The sequence below is a fragment of the Shimazuella sp. NTD250 genome, assembly GCF_059510375.1.
Genome location: NZ_JCAJZS010000002.1, coordinates 170,983 through 188,403, shown reverse-complemented (window position 1 = coordinate 188,403; position 17,421 = coordinate 170,983). Strand labels below are relative to the sequence as shown.

20 protein-coding genes and 2 pseudogenes are annotated in these 17,421 nt (G+C 38.0%); 15 read left to right on the top strand and 7 right to left on the bottom strand.

What is annotated here, in order from left to right:
- Nucleotides 1-810 carry an AAC(3) family N-acetyltransferase gene (locus AC5WOF_RS05725; protein ID WP_496048985.1) on the top strand — a complete coding sequence of 270 codons (810 nt, stop codon included), beginning with the start codon at nt 1-3 and terminating at the stop codon, nt 808-810.
- Between the two features lie 237 nt (nt 811-1,047).
- Nucleotides 1,048-1,977, top strand: coding sequence for a hypothetical protein (locus AC5WOF_RS05720; RefSeq protein ID WP_496048984.1), 930 nt, complete (start codon nt 1,048-1,050; stop codon nt 1,975-1,977).
- 161 nt (nt 1,978-2,138) lie between these two features.
- Here AC5WOF_RS05720 and AC5WOF_RS05715 read toward each other — a convergent pair whose 3' ends face one another.
- Nucleotides 2,139-2,714 carry a hypothetical protein gene (locus AC5WOF_RS05715; RefSeq protein WP_496048983.1) on the bottom strand — a complete coding sequence of 192 codons (576 nt, stop codon included), beginning with the start codon at nt 2,712-2,714 and terminating at the stop codon, nt 2,139-2,141.
- Nucleotides 2,715-2,755: 41 nt separating this feature from the next.
- The gene (locus AC5WOF_RS05710; RefSeq protein WP_496048982.1) at nt 2,756-3,853 is read right to left on the bottom strand and encodes a hypothetical protein; all 1,098 of its coding nucleotides are present in this window, start codon (nt 3,851-3,853) and stop codon (nt 2,756-2,758) included.
- A gap of 173 nt (nt 3,854-4,026) precedes the next feature.
- Between AC5WOF_RS05710 and AC5WOF_RS05705 the strand changes: the two genes are divergently transcribed.
- The 3 genes and pseudogenes from AC5WOF_RS05705 (at nt 4,027) to AC5WOF_RS05695 (ending at nt 6,033) form a co-directional block, all read left to right on the top strand.
- Nucleotides 4,027-4,428 carry a hypothetical protein gene (locus tag AC5WOF_RS05705; protein WP_496048981.1) on the top strand — a complete coding sequence of 134 codons (402 nt, stop codon included), beginning with the start codon at nt 4,027-4,029 and terminating at the stop codon, nt 4,426-4,428.
- A 287-nt stretch (nt 4,429-4,715) separates the two neighbouring features.
- Nucleotides 4,716-5,066, top strand: a pseudogene (locus AC5WOF_RS05700) (manganese catalase family protein); the annotation flags it as partial.
- Nucleotides 5,067-5,487: 421 nt separating this feature from the next.
- A complete protein-coding gene (locus AC5WOF_RS05695; RefSeq protein ID WP_496048980.1) occupies nt 5,488-6,033 on the top strand; it encodes a hypothetical protein in 546 nt (181 codons plus the stop codon).
- A 193-nt stretch (nt 6,034-6,226) separates the two neighbouring features.
- Here the strand turns inward: AC5WOF_RS05695 and AC5WOF_RS05690 are convergent.
- Nucleotides 6,227-6,424 (bottom strand): annotated as a pseudogene (locus AC5WOF_RS05690) (transposase domain-containing protein); the annotation flags it as partial.
- Nucleotides 6,425-6,663: 239 nt separating this feature from the next.
- On the opposite strand from AC5WOF_RS05690, the gene AC5WOF_RS05685 reads away from it, so the two are divergent.
- Both AC5WOF_RS05685 and AC5WOF_RS05680 read left to right on the top strand, forming a co-directional pair.
- Nucleotides 6,664-6,786: a DUF8602 domain-containing protein gene (locus tag AC5WOF_RS05685; RefSeq protein WP_496048979.1), complete on the top strand. Its 123-nt coding sequence runs from the start codon at nt 6,664-6,666 to the stop codon at nt 6,784-6,786.
- On the top strand, nt 6,770-7,120 hold the full coding sequence (locus AC5WOF_RS05680; protein ID WP_496048978.1) for a hypothetical protein: 351 nt from the start codon (nt 6,770-6,772) through the stop codon (nt 7,118-7,120). The genes AC5WOF_RS05685 and AC5WOF_RS05680 overlap by 17 nt, the downstream gene beginning before the upstream one ends.
- Before the next feature lie 184 nt (nt 7,121-7,304).
- On the opposite strand, the gene AC5WOF_RS05675 is transcribed toward AC5WOF_RS05680, so the two are convergent.
- Nucleotides 7,305-7,979 carry a TetR/AcrR family transcriptional regulator gene (locus tag AC5WOF_RS05675; protein WP_496048977.1) on the bottom strand — a complete coding sequence of 225 codons (675 nt, stop codon included), beginning with the start codon at nt 7,977-7,979 and terminating at the stop codon, nt 7,305-7,307.
- Between the two features lie 161 nt (nt 7,980-8,140).
- On the opposite strand from AC5WOF_RS05675, the gene AC5WOF_RS05670 reads away from it, so the two are divergent.
- From AC5WOF_RS05670 to AC5WOF_RS05645, 6 genes are all read left to right on the top strand, one after another.
- Entirely contained in the window at nt 8,141-9,106 is a 966-nt protein-coding gene (locus tag AC5WOF_RS05670) for an aldo/keto reductase (RefSeq protein WP_496048976.1), read from the top strand.
- A 382-nt stretch (nt 9,107-9,488) separates the two neighbouring features.
- Entirely contained in the window at nt 9,489-9,947 is a 459-nt protein-coding gene (locus AC5WOF_RS05665) for a RapZ C-terminal domain-containing protein (protein WP_496048975.1), read from the top strand.
- A gap of 260 nt (nt 9,948-10,207) precedes the next feature.
- Nucleotides 10,208-10,435 carry a hypothetical protein gene (locus AC5WOF_RS05660; protein ID WP_496048974.1) on the top strand — a complete coding sequence of 76 codons (228 nt, stop codon included), beginning with the start codon at nt 10,208-10,210 and terminating at the stop codon, nt 10,433-10,435.
- A 348-nt stretch (nt 10,436-10,783) separates the two neighbouring features.
- Nucleotides 10,784-11,188: a hypothetical protein gene (locus AC5WOF_RS05655; protein ID WP_496048973.1), complete on the top strand. Its 405-nt coding sequence runs from the start codon at nt 10,784-10,786 to the stop codon at nt 11,186-11,188.
- A 101-nt stretch (nt 11,189-11,289) separates the two neighbouring features.
- A complete protein-coding gene (locus AC5WOF_RS05650; RefSeq protein WP_496048972.1) occupies nt 11,290-11,475 on the top strand; it encodes a hypothetical protein in 186 nt (61 codons plus the stop codon).
- 737 nt (nt 11,476-12,212) lie between these two features.
- Nucleotides 12,213-12,509, top strand: a complete 297-nt coding sequence (locus AC5WOF_RS05645) for a hypothetical protein (RefSeq protein ID WP_496048971.1) — start codon at nt 12,213-12,215, stop codon at nt 12,507-12,509.
- A 141-nt stretch (nt 12,510-12,650) separates the two neighbouring features.
- Here the strand turns inward: AC5WOF_RS05645 and AC5WOF_RS05640 are convergent, their stop codons facing one another.
- Both AC5WOF_RS05640 and AC5WOF_RS05635 read right to left on the bottom strand, forming a co-directional pair.
- The gene (locus AC5WOF_RS05640) at nt 12,651-12,980 is read right to left on the bottom strand and encodes a hypothetical protein (RefSeq protein ID WP_496048970.1); all 330 of its coding nucleotides are present in this window, start codon (nt 12,978-12,980) and stop codon (nt 12,651-12,653) included.
- Nucleotides 12,981-13,112: 132 nt separating this feature from the next.
- Nucleotides 13,113-13,496, bottom strand: a complete 384-nt coding sequence (locus AC5WOF_RS05635) for a MerR family transcriptional regulator (protein WP_496048969.1) — start codon at nt 13,494-13,496, stop codon at nt 13,113-13,115.
- A gap of 136 nt (nt 13,497-13,632) precedes the next feature.
- On the opposite strand from AC5WOF_RS05635, the gene AC5WOF_RS05630 reads away from it, so the two are divergent.
- On the top strand, nt 13,633-14,394 hold the full coding sequence (locus tag AC5WOF_RS05630) for an SDR family NAD(P)-dependent oxidoreductase (RefSeq protein ID WP_496048968.1): 762 nt from the start codon (nt 13,633-13,635) through the stop codon (nt 14,392-14,394).
- Nucleotides 14,395-14,622: 228 nt separating this feature from the next.
- Here AC5WOF_RS05630 and AC5WOF_RS05625 read toward each other — a convergent pair whose 3' ends face one another.
- Nucleotides 14,623-16,086 (bottom strand): DHA2 family efflux MFS transporter permease subunit, encoded by a 1,464-nt coding sequence (locus AC5WOF_RS05625; RefSeq protein ID WP_496048967.1) that lies wholly within the window; start codon nt 16,084-16,086, stop codon nt 14,623-14,625.
- A 124-nt stretch (nt 16,087-16,210) separates the two neighbouring features.
- On the opposite strand from AC5WOF_RS05625, the gene AC5WOF_RS05620 reads away from it, so the two are divergent.
- Nucleotides 16,211-17,095 carry a LysR family transcriptional regulator gene (locus AC5WOF_RS05620; protein WP_496048966.1) on the top strand — a complete coding sequence of 295 codons (885 nt, stop codon included), beginning with the start codon at nt 16,211-16,213 and terminating at the stop codon, nt 17,093-17,095.
- Nucleotides 17,096-17,421: the final 326 nt, after the last annotated feature.

Sequence of the window (17,421 nt, the reverse complement as noted above, 5' to 3'; positions counted from 1 at the left end):
ATGAGTGAAGCAACTGTAGTAAATCAAAGTAAAGAGCCTTTGACAATGCAAGCTATTGCAGATCATTTTCGAAAACTAGGTTTAAGCCCAAGAATGACAGTCATTGTGCATTCCTCTTTGAGTTCGTTTGGATATGTAATTGGAGGACCAATAACAATTGTACAAGCCTTGATGGATGTAGTAACGGATCAAGGAACGATTATTATGCCGACTCATACCAGTGACTATTCCGATCCTTCTATATGGGGATGTCCTCCTGTGCCAGAGGAATGGTGGGAAACGATCCGGCAAGATATGCCAGCTTTTGATCCTATCTATACACCAACACGTGAGATGGGAAAAGTGGTGGAAGTATTTCGCACAATGCCGAAAGTAATCCGTAGTAATCACCCAACCTATTCATTTGCTGCATGGGGGAGAAATGCAGAAGAGATAGTAAAGGATCAACCAATTGATTACCCTATGGGAGAAAATTCTCCTCTTTCTCGTATTTATGATTTAGATGGTTATGTATTGTTACTAGGAGTTGGTTACGATACCAATACTTCTTTTCATTTGGGCGAATATCGGCAGAACAATATTACACAGACAATGGAAGGTGCCCCTATCATGGAAGGGGATAAAAAAGTCTGGAAGGTATATAAGAATATCGAATTTGAAACGGATGACTTTCCTTCTATCGGAAATGAGTTTGAAGAAAAGATAATAATACAGAAGAAAAGAGTAGGGAATAGCATCTGTAAATTATTTTCTCAGAGGCAGGCAGTTGATTTCACTGTTGAGTGGTTAAACAATAAGAACAAGAGCTGATCACAGTATTAGTCCTTGTTTAATTCAACTTAATCCCTCCTCCCAACCGTCTACCGAAAGCCGAAAAAACACCGAAACGTTTCGGTAAAATCGGTATATTCGAGAGTGGGGGAGAGGGGGTTATTTGTTTTCTAATTCTATCGACTCACGTGAGAATCCGAGTTGAATCATCACATATAAACAGAAAATTGCTATAATAAGAATGTTAATAAAATGTATCAAGGAGTGTTTATATTCTTGAATAAGAAGATAATGTGGTGGGTATTTGGTTTAGTGGTATTTGGAATTGTTTGCTTCTTTATTATCAAATGGTGTTGGGAGCAAAAATTCAGTTCGGAAGTTAATGCAGCAATTATTACCGCACTAGTTACTGTATTTGTTTCAGTTTTTTCTATTATGGTTACTGTAGGTGTGACAATGTATTATAATAGAAAGAATTTAGAATTAAGTAAGAATTATAATGATAAGATTGTTGAAATTTCGTATCTTTCACAACGCTCAGCAACAAGAGATAAGTTGCTCGAAAAAAGATTTGTGAGTTACCAATTATTATTTTCTATTGTAATGAGATTAAAATTGTGTAATCGTGATTTTGTATATGATATTAATCTTGAAACTAATCAAAAACTCAAGGAAATAAATGAAGAACTTGATGATTTTTTTGATAATAATATTTATATCATTAGTAAACCTATCAGAATGGTTCTAGGTTTATTTTTAATTAGTATTAATTTTAAAGAAAACAAATTTGTAAATCAAAACAGATTAGTAGAAAACTATAAAAAAGTTGTTAGTTCACTAGAAGAAAATGATGAATTATTTAAATTGATTAAAGATAAACAAAAAGAAATTACCCATGAAAAAATTCTAGAATGTATAGAAGATCATGATTATATCTTCATTGCAAACAATTTGCCGGTGGAGTGGTCTAAGGACCAGCTCGGAATTAATACCAGTAACCAAAAGCAAAAAAATAAGTTGATTACAGAACTATATGCTGGGTATCTCTTAAAGACAGGGAGTGAGATTGTGATACCTGCAAGGAAATACGTAGAAAGAGCTTCTATAACATCTAATCTTTTGCAATACTTTATGTCAGAAGAGTTAGATATACAACTTGTAGAAGATGATCTAATAGAATTAACTAAAGAAAAACAAATGTACTGAATCTTAAGGATTATAATAATGATTGATATTTTACGTTATACTTTTATTTTATTTGGGAAAACTTTTCTCTTTATTTTAATTTAGATATTAAAAATAAAACGGCAGGGAATTATTCTTGCCGTTTTTACAACATTTCTTCTTCTTTCATTTCTTTTGTGTTTTTAAACATGAGGGGGCTGACTTGTTTTCTGATTCTGTTTTAACTTTGCTTGAGAGTTGGGATGCATACCTCTTTTGTATTTTTTCTCTGGGAAAGTTCTATCAAGGTCTATGTCGTTATGTTGTGGTTGATCCCATGAATCTATATCTGGTGGCTCATACCGAAATACCTTCAATTTCGCTTTCTCGGTTTTTTTTTCGAGTTCTTTGTTATAATTAATCTTTAATTTTTTTCCGCCTTGTTTTGCTTGTTCGATCTGATGCTTGGGAAGTTCCCAAGCAATGATCCAATCATGAATAGCATCATTCATTTGTATTTCGTCAGGAACGAGAGTGCGTGGGAGAATGGGATGGTTTGTTTTCAATATGCTCCACAATTTTCTCCAGAAGCTTTTTTCCTCTTCTTCATCCTCACCCGCATCTTCCATCTCATATATGGTTATATATTTCTTTCTTGATATTCGACTTGGAAATACCATTGTTTCTACAGCTACAACTGCAAGATAATTTCCATAGTCTGTGTCCAACTCAATTTCTTCTTCCTCTACTAAGGTATGTTGGTCTTTGTAGTATCTCATGCCATTTGTTCAGCCTTCACTCTTTTGATGGCCTTTTCTGCTCAGTTCTTTTTTACGCCTGCAATATCCATTAGACCTCGGATGGAAGGATGTTTGCCTTTTGTTTTTATATATTGAATAGCTGTTTGGTAAGTATGTTCGTCAATGTCTAAGAAGTCTTCTGTGGTGTCTTCTTCATCAAGTAAGTAATTAATTCGATTTGCTATTTTTGTCCGAGGTGTCCGGTGTCCGTTTTCTGTCTGGAGTGTCTGTCCGTTGATGGTGTCCGGAGTGTCCGGAATTTTTAAAGTGTCCGTTTTGTTCTCTGTTTGCTCCAGTGTCTGAGTGTCCGAAACTGTCTGGAATTTATTTTTGTCCGAACTGTCCGGATCAAGATTAATGCCCGTTTCTAGTGTTCGTCCGCTGCTGTCCGAACTGTCTGTTTTTGTTTGTCCGAGTGTCCGAAGGCTTATATTTTCTACTATCTGGCTGTCTGTATGATTAGTGTCCGTTTCCAAGTGTCCGAGGTGTCCGTCCGCATCTTCTGTGCTGTCCGGACTGGTCTGTCCGAGAAAGTGTCCGTTAAAATAATAGCGTCTGGTTGTCCGTCTGGACACTTTCTTTTTTACTGTCCGGACTGTCCGAAGTGGACTGTCTGAGTGTCCGAAATAGTTTCTTGTTTGATAGTCCATGATGTTCGAGTCGGTCAGTGTCCGAGTGTCCGTTATGATGTCTGTGTCCGAAAGTGTCTGAGTGTCTGAACTGTCCGTAGGTGTCCGTTTTTCGTTTAATCCGACTTGTAAAGAATGACTCACAACCGCTTCTGCAATTAGCATTAAAATTGGAATTGCGATACCTATACCAATTGCTTCATTTCCTTTCCCGAATCCACTCGATACATTTGAATATCCCACGATTAACACACCTGCATATAACGCAATCCGAGGAGCAGAATACCATTTCACCTCAATTCGTTTTATTTTGGAGTGGAAAATATTAATGGTGCCCAAGGCAAATATTCCTTCACCCAAAAAGGTTCCCACATGGGCGGAATAACTTAAATATGATCCTCTTTCGAGTAGATCATATGTATGCCAATAGGATAAGTAGATGGCTGCTGCAAAGAGCAGGGCACCAAATATGAAATTGAATATACGCATTAAATTTTAGTCTCCTTTTTCTTACGAAGGGAATGTTGAAGCATATAAAAATGAGCTAAAAGATCAAGTGAAAAAACGTAGATTAAATACCATAGAGTTAAACGGTTGTGGTAGAAATAAGGTATAATGTTATGGATAGCTTGCCGCCGATTGTCTAAGAGAAAGGAACCCTTGTGGATTACCGTGATGCCTCATGGGATATCGAAAGGTATCGGAACGATGCTGGTGCGTTTCTGAATCTCCTTGAAGATGCTTCTTGGGATGATTCAAGTATCATGCCGATGAATGCATGCTTCTTCGTCTGGGGACTGGGCTCCATCCTCAATGACCAGAAAGTTATCCGATTGAGCAGTACTGTCATGAAGCTACTTGCGGAATGCTTTGCTGGTAAAGAGCTTCCACTTCCATATACTGATATGGAAGTGTCTCAGGATGAGCTGAACGAGATCTTGTCCAAGGTAATTAACCTTCGAGATGATCTGGACGAGTACCCAGAACCTGAAGACATCATGATCTATCCGACAGGACTCGTGATCCGAAGCATCATTCGTGAACTCAGGGATGCTCATTCTTAGTGCAGTTGGAGGGCTAGACAGATCGAGAGGAAAGCAACTCGATCTGTCACCTAATAAAATGAATCCTAGTTGAAGAGATCGGTTTTCATAACAGGGGAATCAGTCCGAGAAAATAACAACAATGATATAGATGTTTCAAACCTCCCTTTCCATCGATAGAAGGGAGGTTGTTGAAGTTAATTACTTTCATAAAAATCCTCCGTTACATTGATGCAATTACCCAGCATATAGTTATAAGCATTCAAATAACTTCTATGTAAAGGCTTAAAAAGTGTACCTATAATGTAATGGTTAATAAATTAACAAAAGATGCGACAAAAGAGCAGATCAAGGCAGCAGGATTAGAAGAACATTATGTCAATCATGATTTATCATTGTTTTATCAAAGTGCTGCTGGAAATCCGTTTACTGCTACATACATACAATCCAAAGGCGATCCGATCGCAGATCTGTATGAAGATATTGCCGCAGAAGAGAAGGCGAGAGCTACATACCAATGGTTAATTGATTTATCCGATGACCCTGATATCAATGATGCACTCAAGTTTTTGAGGGAAAGAGAAATCGTACATGCACAACGATTTCGTGAGGCAGTGGAGTTGGTAAAGGAGTATCAGGGGCAAAAGAAGTTTTTTTAGATGGGTCATTTGGTTGGTCAAATTCTATATCTTAAAAAAGCTATTGTTGGGTCAGGATACGGACAATAGTTTTTTTAATGTTCCCGAATCTGGCTTAAGGTGTTTGGTTCAGATTCGCCAACATTCCCAAATGATGGAGGTCAGATCGAACAGACGGAAATTGATTATAACCAGTATCTAGAGCTTATTTAGTCCAGCACAGAATAAAATTGGAGTAAAAAAATATGCCAAAGCGCCCTCTAAAGTAAGCGTCAGATAATCCCCACCTGTTAATCTGTAATAGCAGGGGTTTTTTTATTTTTACAGGTACTAGTCCATGTCTTGTTAAAAATCTTTTAATTCGTCTTCGATTCATTTTTCTGGAATTTTGTATTATAATTTTCTTAAATTCATCGTTACGCCTCCTGGAGAGAACATTCATATGTACACCGGTTTTGTCGTCATGAAGAAGAACGCTGTCGTCACTTCGAAGCGTCGCGGAAACCGTTCGCACGTCTTCCTTCTGACGCTGGCATCTTCGGCACCGCTTCAGAAGGTGTTCGAAAACCTCCCCACGTGGGGCAAGATCGCGAGTCTTCCGCACTCGGATTTTCGTGGTGAACTGCTGAAGACGATCAGCTACATGGACAACCTCAAGCAGGATCTGTCCACCCTCACTCCTCTGGAGCTCACCCCCAAGGAGTTCGAGATCTTCCAGCGACTGCGGAAGAATCTCCCCGAGTCGGCTGTAACCTCATCCGAACTTTCCCGTGTGGTTGGGGAGTACTTCACCGGCGAGAAGAAGCAGCAGGTTGCCATGTTCCTGTGGGACTTCTACGCCCTCAACCACAATGCGTGGAGCCGTACCTACGATGTCCGTTCGGACATCAAGTGTGAGGAGGATGGGATGGACATGTCGACCCCAGCACTCATGTCTGCTCTCAGCGTCCTCCTTCCTTCACGGGAGGAGATGGAGCAGGTGGCGTAACGCAACCCGTGTGGGTGAGTGAATCTTCGGATTCGCTCCTCACACGGCCACAAAATGAAACGGATACGATTCATATAAATTTAGAAAAAACTCCCTTGTTTTGTAAAAGGGAGTTTTTCGTATGACGGATTGTAGTATGAAGTGAGACACCTAAAGAAGGAACTAAAAGCAAGACTTATTCTGTAACGATCCACTAGTTATTCTCATCTGGAACACGGCACTGATCCGGGATGAATGGAGACCAAGGGAGGATAACATCTAACTTACTTGGATCTTGGATATCTAGTTGTGGGAGTTCCTCAAATAAATAGGTCAAATAGGCGAAAGGATGGAGTCCATTTTCTTTTGCTGTTTCGATGATGCTATAGACAATGGCACTGGCGTTTGCTCCAATATCTACCATCTAAAAATCCCCTTCATCGCTGATGTTAGGGAGATTCTCTCATGCTATTGGCAGTGTGGGAAGGTGGGTAATATTGATCGCTTACCCCGAATCTGGCTTAAGGTGTTTGGTTCAGATTCGCCAACATTCCCAAATGATGGAGGTCAGATCGAACAGACGGAAATTGATTATAACCAGTATCTAGAGCTTATTCAGTCCAGCACAGAATAAAATTGGAGTAAAAAAATATGCCAAAGCGCCCTCTAAAACCATGTAGTAAAGCGGGATGTAATGAGCTGACACATAACAGGTACTGCAATGACAACCAAGTATCAGAGTCACAGAGGCACGAACGTGATCGAGTTCGATAGTATGGAATTGTATCATGATCTCTGCATGGAGATAGATATTATAACGATAAGAATTAAAAACTTAGAAAATGAGTATAAATACTGGTTGAAGGTTGCTATGAAATCCAAACCACCATATACACCGTTGGATAATTGTTTACGTAGGATCGATGAGATACGAGAAAAGATTCAGAAGTATAATGAACTGTTACAGGAGAAAGAAAGAGCAAAAAAAGCCATTGAAAGATGCATGTCTGAGTTTGAAACATTGGAGTCAAAAGTGGCTTATTTAAGGGATGTAAAAAGGATTACACTTCCTGAGATCGCTTCTGATTTAAATTTTAGTTATAGCTGAATTAAGAAATTGAGTATGAAAACAACTACAAGAAAAAGACAGAAAATGAAAGTGACATAACCAAAGGGTATAAGGAGTAATATGATTCAGTTCTTTTTGAGTCCTTGAAGAAAAAGAAAAAGTTCAATTGCCCAGTACTTAAAATAGGGTAACTGAACTTTTTTTCGAAACTTCCGAATGCTTGCTAGTATAGCATTTTAGATATTTTTTGGGCTAAGTGATTAATTCTAGGCATTACAAGAGAATCATCTACAGTAGAAAGTTTTTCTGGTTTAAAGAGTTGTAATTTTTTCATCTCATAAAAATCGAAAAGCATTTGTTCAATTGTCAATTGGTTTTTCATCAAATATTTGATGTCAAGCAATGTATGTAACATTTCATCCTGTAAAATCAAGAGTTTTCCATTGATATTCTTATTGAAGACACCATGTTCCTTTCCTGCTTTAAAAAAAGCTAATAACTGCTTTTCGCGATTTTGGATGGTGTCCCAAAGTTTATCGTACATGAATGGATAAGTGTTCTGTAGGTCTTTCAGAAAATTATCCGTGATAAAAAGTGCAAGTGAGACAGATTGCTCGAACAATTCTTGAAATTTTGTTGCATATAGAGATTCCTCTTTAGGGAGGTCTGTAGGCATATCTTCAATATACTGCACGAATCCGTTAGTGATTTTATGGAATACATCCTCTTTCGTAGGAAAATACTTATATAGTGTTGCTCTACTAATATCCATAATTTCCGCGAATTCGTCCATACGTAATGTCTGAAATCCATATTTTCTTACACTTTGCATTAGCTTTAAAATAAGTTCATCTTGTTTTTTTGTGAATTTGTCATTGGAAGTACCTTTATCAGCCACCGTGTTTCCTCCTTATTTTCTATATTATATCAAAAATCACTATTAGCTAATACGAAACATATAAAATAGACTAGAAAGATATTTTTTGTATTTTTTATTATAAAAACATGATACACTATCCATGTAGTTAAATCGTCTATCTTTAAAGGAGAGGTTACAAAATGAAGACTAGAAAACTAGGTAATAGTAATATAGAGGTTTCATCTATTGGATTAGGACTCATGGGAATGTCTCCAGGAATTTATGGAAGCATTAATGATGAAGAATCAATTAAAACGATACATTGTGCAATGGAACTTGGAGTTACTTTACTAGATACAGCTGACACTTATGGCAATGGACATAATGAGGAACTTCTAGGTAAGGCTTTAGCAGGTCATCGGGAAAAGGCCATTGTTGCTACCAAGTTTACGTTTGGACCGAATTGGGAGTTCATCGGTGGTCATCCAGATTACGTAAAAAAAGCAATTGATGCAAGTTTGCGACGCTTAGGTCTTGATTATATTGATTTGTATTATCAGCATCGTGTAGATCCTAATGTTCCGATCGAGGAAACAGTTGGAGCAATGGCTGATTTAGTTCAAGCAGGGAAAGTTCGTTATCTGGGTCTTTCTGAAGCAGGGGCAGCCACCATTCGCCGAGCACATGCGGTTCATCCTATTTCCGCACTACAAACGGAATACTCTATTTGGAGCAGGGATATAGAAGAGGGGATTCTTCCTGTCTTAAGAGAACTTGGCATTACTCCTGTGGCATATAGTCCTCTGAGCAGAGGTTTTATTTCAGGGGAATTACGCAAGTTTGAAGATCTAGAACCGAATGACATGCGTAGATATTTGCCACGTTTCCAAGGCGAAAATTTCCAAAAAAATGTGGACATAGTGGATAAGCTTCAGGAAATAGCAAAGGAAAAAAACTGCACGGTTCCGCAGCTTGCATTAGCTTGGACAATAACGAAAGGTGCGTTGCCAATTCCAGGTACGAAACGGATAAAATATCTGGAAGAAAATGTTGGAGCTATAGATATCGATTTTACTCAAGAAGAGCTTAAACAAATTGAAGCAGTTAGTCCAGAGAACGCTGTACATGGTGGACGTTATGAAGATATGAGCACAGTTAATCTATAAGAATTAATAGAAATGAGAGTTTTGTAGGATTTAAAGCAATGAGACCTTCGTTATGTAAACTAAACTTAGAGTATAACGTTTTCGGAAAGAGTGAACCAAAAAGGAACTAATGGGTTGATTTATCCGTGTTATTATAGGAGTAACAAATTTTAACATACAACTCCTCGGTATAGCAGGTGCGATTAGGGAATGCCTAGTCGCTCTTGTTATTTTAATTTATAGGAGTGATAGGCTTATAAATATAGAGAGTAACTATAGACAATGTGAATGTAAGTATGTAAGAGGTATTAACTGAACATGAGATTTTCTTCCAAAAATTCTTATTATATATTATAGTTAAACCAGTAGGATTATTTTGACCCTGCAACCTTGAAGGAGAGCCTTGTCTAGGGCTAAAGGTGTACAGATCAAGATCATCTCATTTGGCTTCCTCCACGGCGAGGAGCCTGATGGACATCTGAAGTACGACTTGCGCCACCACTTTCGCGACCCGCATGTCAACCGTGAGCTACGTTACATGACTGCTCACGATGCTCCGGTTCGTGCAGCAGTGATGAGTACGCCTGGTATCAAGCAGCTTCTTGCTGCGATGGCTGCTTCGATCGAGTCCTTCATCTCAGGACCGAGTAGTGAGCACCAGCCGATCCTCGTTTCAATCGGGTGCGCGGGTGGGCGTCATCGCGCAGCAACAACTGCGTTGGCACTCAAGGCGATCATGAGTGGTGATGTGCTGGGAGCGGCTGAGCTTGGTATTGCTGAGCTCGCTGAGCAGTACGTTGATCGTGGTCTGAGCGTCGAGTTGACACACCGTGATCTGACCAAGGACGTTGTCGAACGCTGATCGAATTCTCTACAGAGAAAGATTTCAGCAAGCAGAATCGATGAAGTCAATTAGGGTCATCCTCCCATTGTAGGTAAAACACTTTTCGTGTCAGCATACTTCTAGTGTGCGCCTATGATGGGAGACTCGTAAATTATATCCCAACAATATATAAAACCATTGTGATAGAGTTTAAAGATTTAATCACTTGCGAGAAAAAAATAAATTTTATGCCACTCATTTGAGTGGTATTTTTTGTACCTTTTAAAGGGCGAAGTTATATGAAACCAACAGTAGGTAGAATCGTATACTACAAATCTTATGGAACACCTAATGGGAAGTATAGAAGCGAGGATCGTGCAGCTATAGTCACAGGAGTAGTGGATGATACAACCGTTCATTTAGCAGTATTAAATCTAACAGGGATGTTCTTTAATCAAAATGTGAAGCAAGGTAATAGCGGAGGTTGCTGGGATTGGATGCCTTATCTAAAAGCAAGGGGCGATTAGGATGAAGCCTAGTCGCTCTTGCAATTTGTTTATTTATTTTTTGATACAGAATGTACAACAGAAGATATTACTAGCTTTAAAAGCAGTCTGATGGGATGTCAAAGGACACCCCGCCAGAGAGCGGATGACTGATCAGATCAGGCAAAGAGAGTGGAATGCATTTCCTCAGCGAACCCGATGACCTTCAAGGATTCCGGGGAAGAAATGTCATCGTCTTGTAGCTGCTTAAGGGCCTAGAATCAGCATCTGGCGACTGAGGAGCAGCGCACCCATATATGTAATATCAATGGAAAGATACAAAGCATATACTGACAAGTGACTATTGATTACAGAGTGGAGGAACTCAACATGTATGATGTTCATGTTGACCAAGAAATGAAGTCTCATCCTGTTATTATTAAGGTTAAACAAGTTGCCCCAAATCAGATTTCTATCAAATATGATCAACCCACTGATTTAAAATCTGCAACAACGATATCAAATTATTGGATTAGAAGTAATGGAGGTCCTGATGGCATTGCAAGTTTGGGGATGTCTGAAACACTTATGAAATCAAATGCAATACGATTGGATATGGGAAGGATAGCACCTGTTGGCAATTCAAAAAGAAGATTTATCATGACGTTTAGATCGAGTGCTATGTCAGGAGTTTTATATGTAGTGCTTCCGTGTTTTGTGAACTTAGAAGGAAGAACAGGTTATGGAGGAGCAAATTGGGATGCCTATAGTAGGAATATGTTTATTGGAATGTAGTTCAGAGTAACCTTGTCATTCATCTAAACAAATGGACTGCTCACATCATTTTATCGTGGTTCTAGGTCTTAAGGGAGGTTAAACCTTTTTAGGTGATAGCAATGTTTAACTTCGAGATTCATAATGACAGGCGAATTCAAGAGCTGTCTTCAAGAGTTGCTGATGCGATCCGTCAAGGTGTGAAAGATGTAGCTGATGAGACACATGATAAAGCTGGACCAAATTCACCTGTAGAACCGCTGCTAGTCAAAAAAACGGAGAAGATAGAGTTGAATATAAGAGGATAAAATCAAGTGACCGATTGGTTTCATCTAAAGACAAAACCAATCGGTCTTTGTTCCAAGAATAGATGTTAGGTGTTCTACCTGCCAGCCATTCCCGGACAGTTGATGTCAGTGTGGCCACCGTTGGTTCCACCACACTGATCGCATGTACCACCAGGCATGTTCTCTCTTTTCTCGATGTCTACAATTAGTACAATTGTAAATTACCATTATATTTGATTAAAATCAACAAAATAAAAAAGCGAAGGTTTCCCCTCTTTTGATTCTTTTCATAAGGAGTAAATAACCCATTGTTAATTTACAACTTGGAAACAACTTGTATATTTTTTTGAAAAAAACGATCAGTAGAATAAACATGAATCAGAAGTGGGGATATTGATTCCCATCCAACTATCTTGGAGAAGATATGTCGGGTACGGATGGTCATGTAGGACGTCATGTAACCGAGAAGACTGACTGCCCTGAGGAAGTAACCGGGAAAGAGGAGAGGAACCTTGAAACCCTGAGGGAAGCGAGGAAGGACCTGAACCATCCTCTTCTGCGGGCAGCTCTCGGAAAGAAACCCGCATCCGACAACTGATTTCTAGCTCCTGAGGGAGCACTGTGACCTGCTGATATCTTCCGGATGTCGGCAGGTCGCTCTACTTTTACACACCCAAGATACTAAAATTTATAAATATGTTTCTATATATTGTGTAGTAAAATGAAATTCAAAGAAGTAGTAAGCCTAGGAGGTTTAGGTGAAATTTCGTCCTTTCGAAGGCAAGAAAGATGATACGACGCAAGATGATGAGGCGTTCCAAGAAAGTGCTACAGCCGTGGCAACATCAACACTAGTAGAGAGTATGTACGATTTATCCATTGCATCTGAGTATAATTTAGTAGGTAAACGTAGTAGCAAACACACGGATGCAATATGTGAAACGATAGCAAAATTGATGGAGCAGAATGTAAATTTTGTCATCCTTGCAAAAAGTGGTGTGGATATGAAAATATTACGGAAGACGTTGAATGATGTGTTATCTGAGGATAAATAAAAAAGAGAGGCATATAAGAAGTGGTGTAATTAGGATGATTGATTTATAATAAAAAGGCGATCTTGTGCGGATCGCCTAACAAATATTGATGATGTTTACTTTTAATCACCTAATGGATCACCATTACCACCATAAAAGCGATTATTCATGTGAGACACCCTCCTTTATTTTATGGTAAAGGAAGAAATGATAATACTTGAATTTTTCTTCGTTTCTACTTTCATAAAAATCACATAGTTTAATTAGGTTGTCAACTGAAACCGCATTATTATCATTTATATTTGATATGATTTCATCGGCAGTTTGGAAGAGTTCATTTGATTTTTTCAATTTCCCAAGTGTAATCAAAGCATCGATGTGATAACTTTTGTCTTTGTTATGAATTGATTGAAATATTTCAACAGCAGAAGACAGTTGTTCCTCTGCTTTTTTTGTTTTCCCCAGTGAAATCAATAGTTTCCCGTAATGCAAGCGTGTTATTCCAACCCTCTCAGGATTGTTGGAAACATACTCTCTGAATGCAAAAGATTTCCTATATCGGGTTTCCGTTTCCTCTGGTTGATTTAGAGCGAAATGTATTTAATTTTGGGCAAAAAGATCCATTTAATATGCTTTTGTAACTAAATCATGCCTTTTCAGAATCATTTCTTTATAAGAAGTAATTTTATGTTCTAACATTTTATTTGTTTCTTCCAGTATCTTTAACTGGGTTTCGATCAAACTTTTATGATCTTCTAATAGTTTTAATCGGTTTAATACTGTATGTTCCCCATCTTTATACAAGTAGGCATATTCTTTTATTTTTGTGATTGGCATTTTCGTCTCTTTTAATTTTAAAACAAATTTTAGCCATTGAAGGTGTGCTTCCGTATATTTTCTTTCTCCGCGTTCATTCCGATTTGGAAGAATGATATTTTCTTTTTCATAGTAACGTAATGTATGTGTACTTAATCCTATTAGTTGTGCCACTTCACCAATGGTATACATAAAAACCTCCATATTTTGCCGATAATACTCAGTGTGAAAAATGCTTGACTTAGAGTTTACTTTAACCAGTATGATAATCCACATCAACGAACAATCAATTTCTGTTAGTATACACAAAATATTAGGAGGAAATAAATTGAAAAAATATACGGTTATTACAGGTGCAAGTTCAGGGATAGGTTATGAAACAGCGCTTGCTTTTGCTGCTCGTGGAAAAAATTTAGTTATTGCGGCACGTAGAACGAATGAACTTGAAAAACTAAGGTCAGAAATCTCGAAAGTAAATGCTGAATTAGATGTCGTTATAAAAACAGTTGATTTATCTAATACGAAAAATGCTTATACATTGTATGAAGATTTAAAAGAATACGAAATAGAAACTTGGATTAATAATGCAGGGTTTGGCAATTTTGCAACAGTGGAAGATCAAAATTTAACTAAAATTGAGACAATGCTTAATTTAAATATTGAAACCCTAACTATTTTAACTTCTCTTTATGTGCGTGACTATTCAACAGTCGAAGGAACTCAATTAATTAACATTTCATCAGGTGGAGGATACACGATTATTGGAAATGCAATCACATACTGTGCTTCTAAATTTTATGTAAGTGCCTTTACTGAAGGACTCGCACATGAATTAAAAGAAAAAGGTGCAAGCATGCAAGCAAAAGTATTAGCTCCTGCTGCAACTGAAACTGAATTTGCGAAAGTATCGAGAGACTTGAAAGAAAATGTTAAACTTGAAGGACTACTTCCAAAATATCATACCGCTAGGGAAATGGCTGGATTTATGCTTGATCTTTACGATAGTGAAAAAGTAGTAGGGATTGTCGATGGTCTTACCTATGAATTTCATTTGAAAGATCCAATTTATCCTTATGCAGTGAGAATATAATAAGGTTGATTAAAAACTGACATCAGAAAGTTAGATGATGTCAGTTTTTGATTCAATTCAATCATTTTATAACTTGTCCTACAGCTTGAAATAGTATCCTCCGAACAAATGAAGTAATTTGGAGCACCTTTTTTTAATTATTTTGATGGCAAGTCTCTTATATAACTTCTATTTTTAAAAGCAAATGACACCAAGAACATAAATGTAGAAAAGTCATGCTTTTGAAAGTTAGCCAGATTGTTCAGCATTTTTCACTTCTCTAATATGGTGTTTCTTTTGTTGAGCTCGCATTAAGAATATTCCTAGTACTAATGAAATGCCTAGGAATATCGCGAAAAAATGAAATCCCATATTGGTAGCATAAATAAATATGCTTTTGGATTTGGCATCTAATATTTTTCCTGATTCAGAAAACATTTTCGAAACATCGATCGACGAGCTGACCAATTGTACAATCAAGAGTGCAAGTGATTGACTGATTGCTCGACACATGTTGTAGATGGTCCAAAACATGCCTGAAGCGGAACCTATTTGCTCGGGAGGAGCAGCTGATAATACCGCTTTCGCAAGGGACGGCCATGAAAGACCTGTCGCAGCAGATATGATCAAAAGAGGGATAATGACAGCTGCGTTTGACAACTGGGTGCCAAGTTGTCCTAATAATAACAAAGAAATGCCAATTAGGGATGATCCTAACAGAATCATACTCACTGTGCCAAATCGGTCAGCCAGTTTACCACCTATTGGACCTGTAAAAAGTTGAGGAGCAGATAATGGTATTAATAATAACCCTGTTTCCAATGCACTGAGGTGCTGCGCTCCTTGTAAATACAAGGTAAGCAAAATAGTGACAGAGAAATAACCGATACAGTAGCTCATTGTGATACCAAGTCCAAGAGTATATTTTCGATTACTTAAGAGACTTAAATGGAACAAAGGATGCTTAGAATGTAGTTCAATGTATACAAAAAGAGCCCAAGAAATTAGCGTTCCTATGAACAAGTCTAGAATACTTCCTGATGTCCAGCCCCAAGTTGATCCTTCTGACAAAGTAACAAGAAAAGCAACCAATCCAGAACCGAAAGTCATAATACCCAGCCAATCAGTCTTCTCTCTCGCCTCCTTTGAAGTATTTTCTAAAATGAAAATAGCTGCGATCAAGCAGATGATCCCAATCGGTACGATAACGAAGAAAATGGAGCGCCATCCAAACTCGCCTATCAGTGCTCCACCGAGTACTGGTCCAATGAGTGATCCAGTCACCCATGAAAGATTATTGATGCCTAGAGCAAATCCAAGTTGATTTGGTTGAAAAGTACGTATAAGAATTGGAGTGGCTGTTGCCATTGCCATTGCGGCACCTGTCCCTTGGAAAAGTCGAGCAGCAATTAATGTTGAACCAGAAGTCGCCAGCCCACAAAAAACAGTAGCGAGGGTAAACAAGGTGAACCCCCATAAAAAAATACGTTTGGTGCCAAACATGTCCGACCATCGCCCGGATGGAAGTAAAAATACGGTATTGGTTATAAAGAATGAAGTAATCGTCCACATACCTGTATCAATTGAGACTTGCAAATCTTTTACGATCGGTTGCAGACCAATTACCACGATAGTTGCATCTAAGTTTGTGATAAAAGAAACGAAGGTAATGACAGATAAAATAGCCCATTTATTGGGTTGTTCAAGAGACATTTTGCTTCCTCCAATGATATTCAAACTTCTATAGACAATATACAGCCGTTTGAATATCATGTAAAATGATTAAAAATAATATAAAAAATCATTTTTAGTGATTTAATAGAGAGGAGAAGAAACTTTGGAGAATAATGATTTGCGAATTTTTCGTGCAGTCGCCCATGAAGGAAGCATAACCAAAGCTGCACAAACGCTGGGTTATGTTCAATCAAATGTAACTGCCAGAATGCAGCAGCTGGAGGCGGAATTAAAAACCCCACTTTTTTATCGGAAACGAGGGGTGGTGTTGACGCCGTCAGGAGAGAAACTATTGATCTATGCTGAGCGTATTTTGCAATTACTAGATGAAGCTCATAAAGCGCTAAATGATGATTTAGAACCGTCAGGTCGATTGGCGATTGGTGCATATTACACGGTATCTGCTATCCACCTTCCAAACATTTTAATGAACTTTCATACCATCTATCCTCAGGTGGAACTTTCACTCGCAACCGATATTTCCATGATACTCATAGAAAAGATAAACCACTTTCAACTAGATTGTGCATTTGTCGCATCTTCAGTAAAGGATGATCATATTGTGGAGGAACTTGTTCATGAGGATGAACTTTTGTTAATTTCAAATCCTGCAAATGAAGACATCAAAGATATATGCAAGCAACCCTTTCTCATGAATACCAAAGGGTGTTTTCACCGTGAACGATTGGAGAGCTGGTTAAATTTGAATGGAATTACTTCTATTCGATACATGGAATTCAATCAAATGGAAGCTATCCTAGGTGGAGTGATGGCTGGACTTGGTTCCTCACTCGTTCCAAAGTCTGCCGTTGAATCATACCTAAAAAAAGGAGAACTGCGATCTTTTCCCCTTCCTCGAGAATATGGTCTCGCAAGAACATATCTCATTCGTCATAAAGACAGTATTGTTACAAGCGCTTTTTCAAAATTTATGGAGTTACTCAAAAGAAGCCAGCTTTATAATCAACCTAACACAATTTCTAAATAAAGGGTTCATTTGTATCTTTTAGATAGGTCATTATCTTAAAAAAGCTATTGTTGGGTCAGGATGTGGACAATAGCTTTTTGTGATTTTTTGTTAAAAATCAATCGATAAATACAGTCTTGAATCAAATGATACGATGATCCAAAAAGTGTTGATAGTATCGAGCTCCGCATCAAGTTTATTTATCGTAACATTCCACCTTGACACGCACTTACATATAAAATAGACTGGAACCAAACCGATTTACTAAACCGATTTAGTAAATCGGTTTATAAAAAAAGATGGAGAGGAAGAACGGGATAGCTAAAGTGAAAAAGTCTGAAGAATGG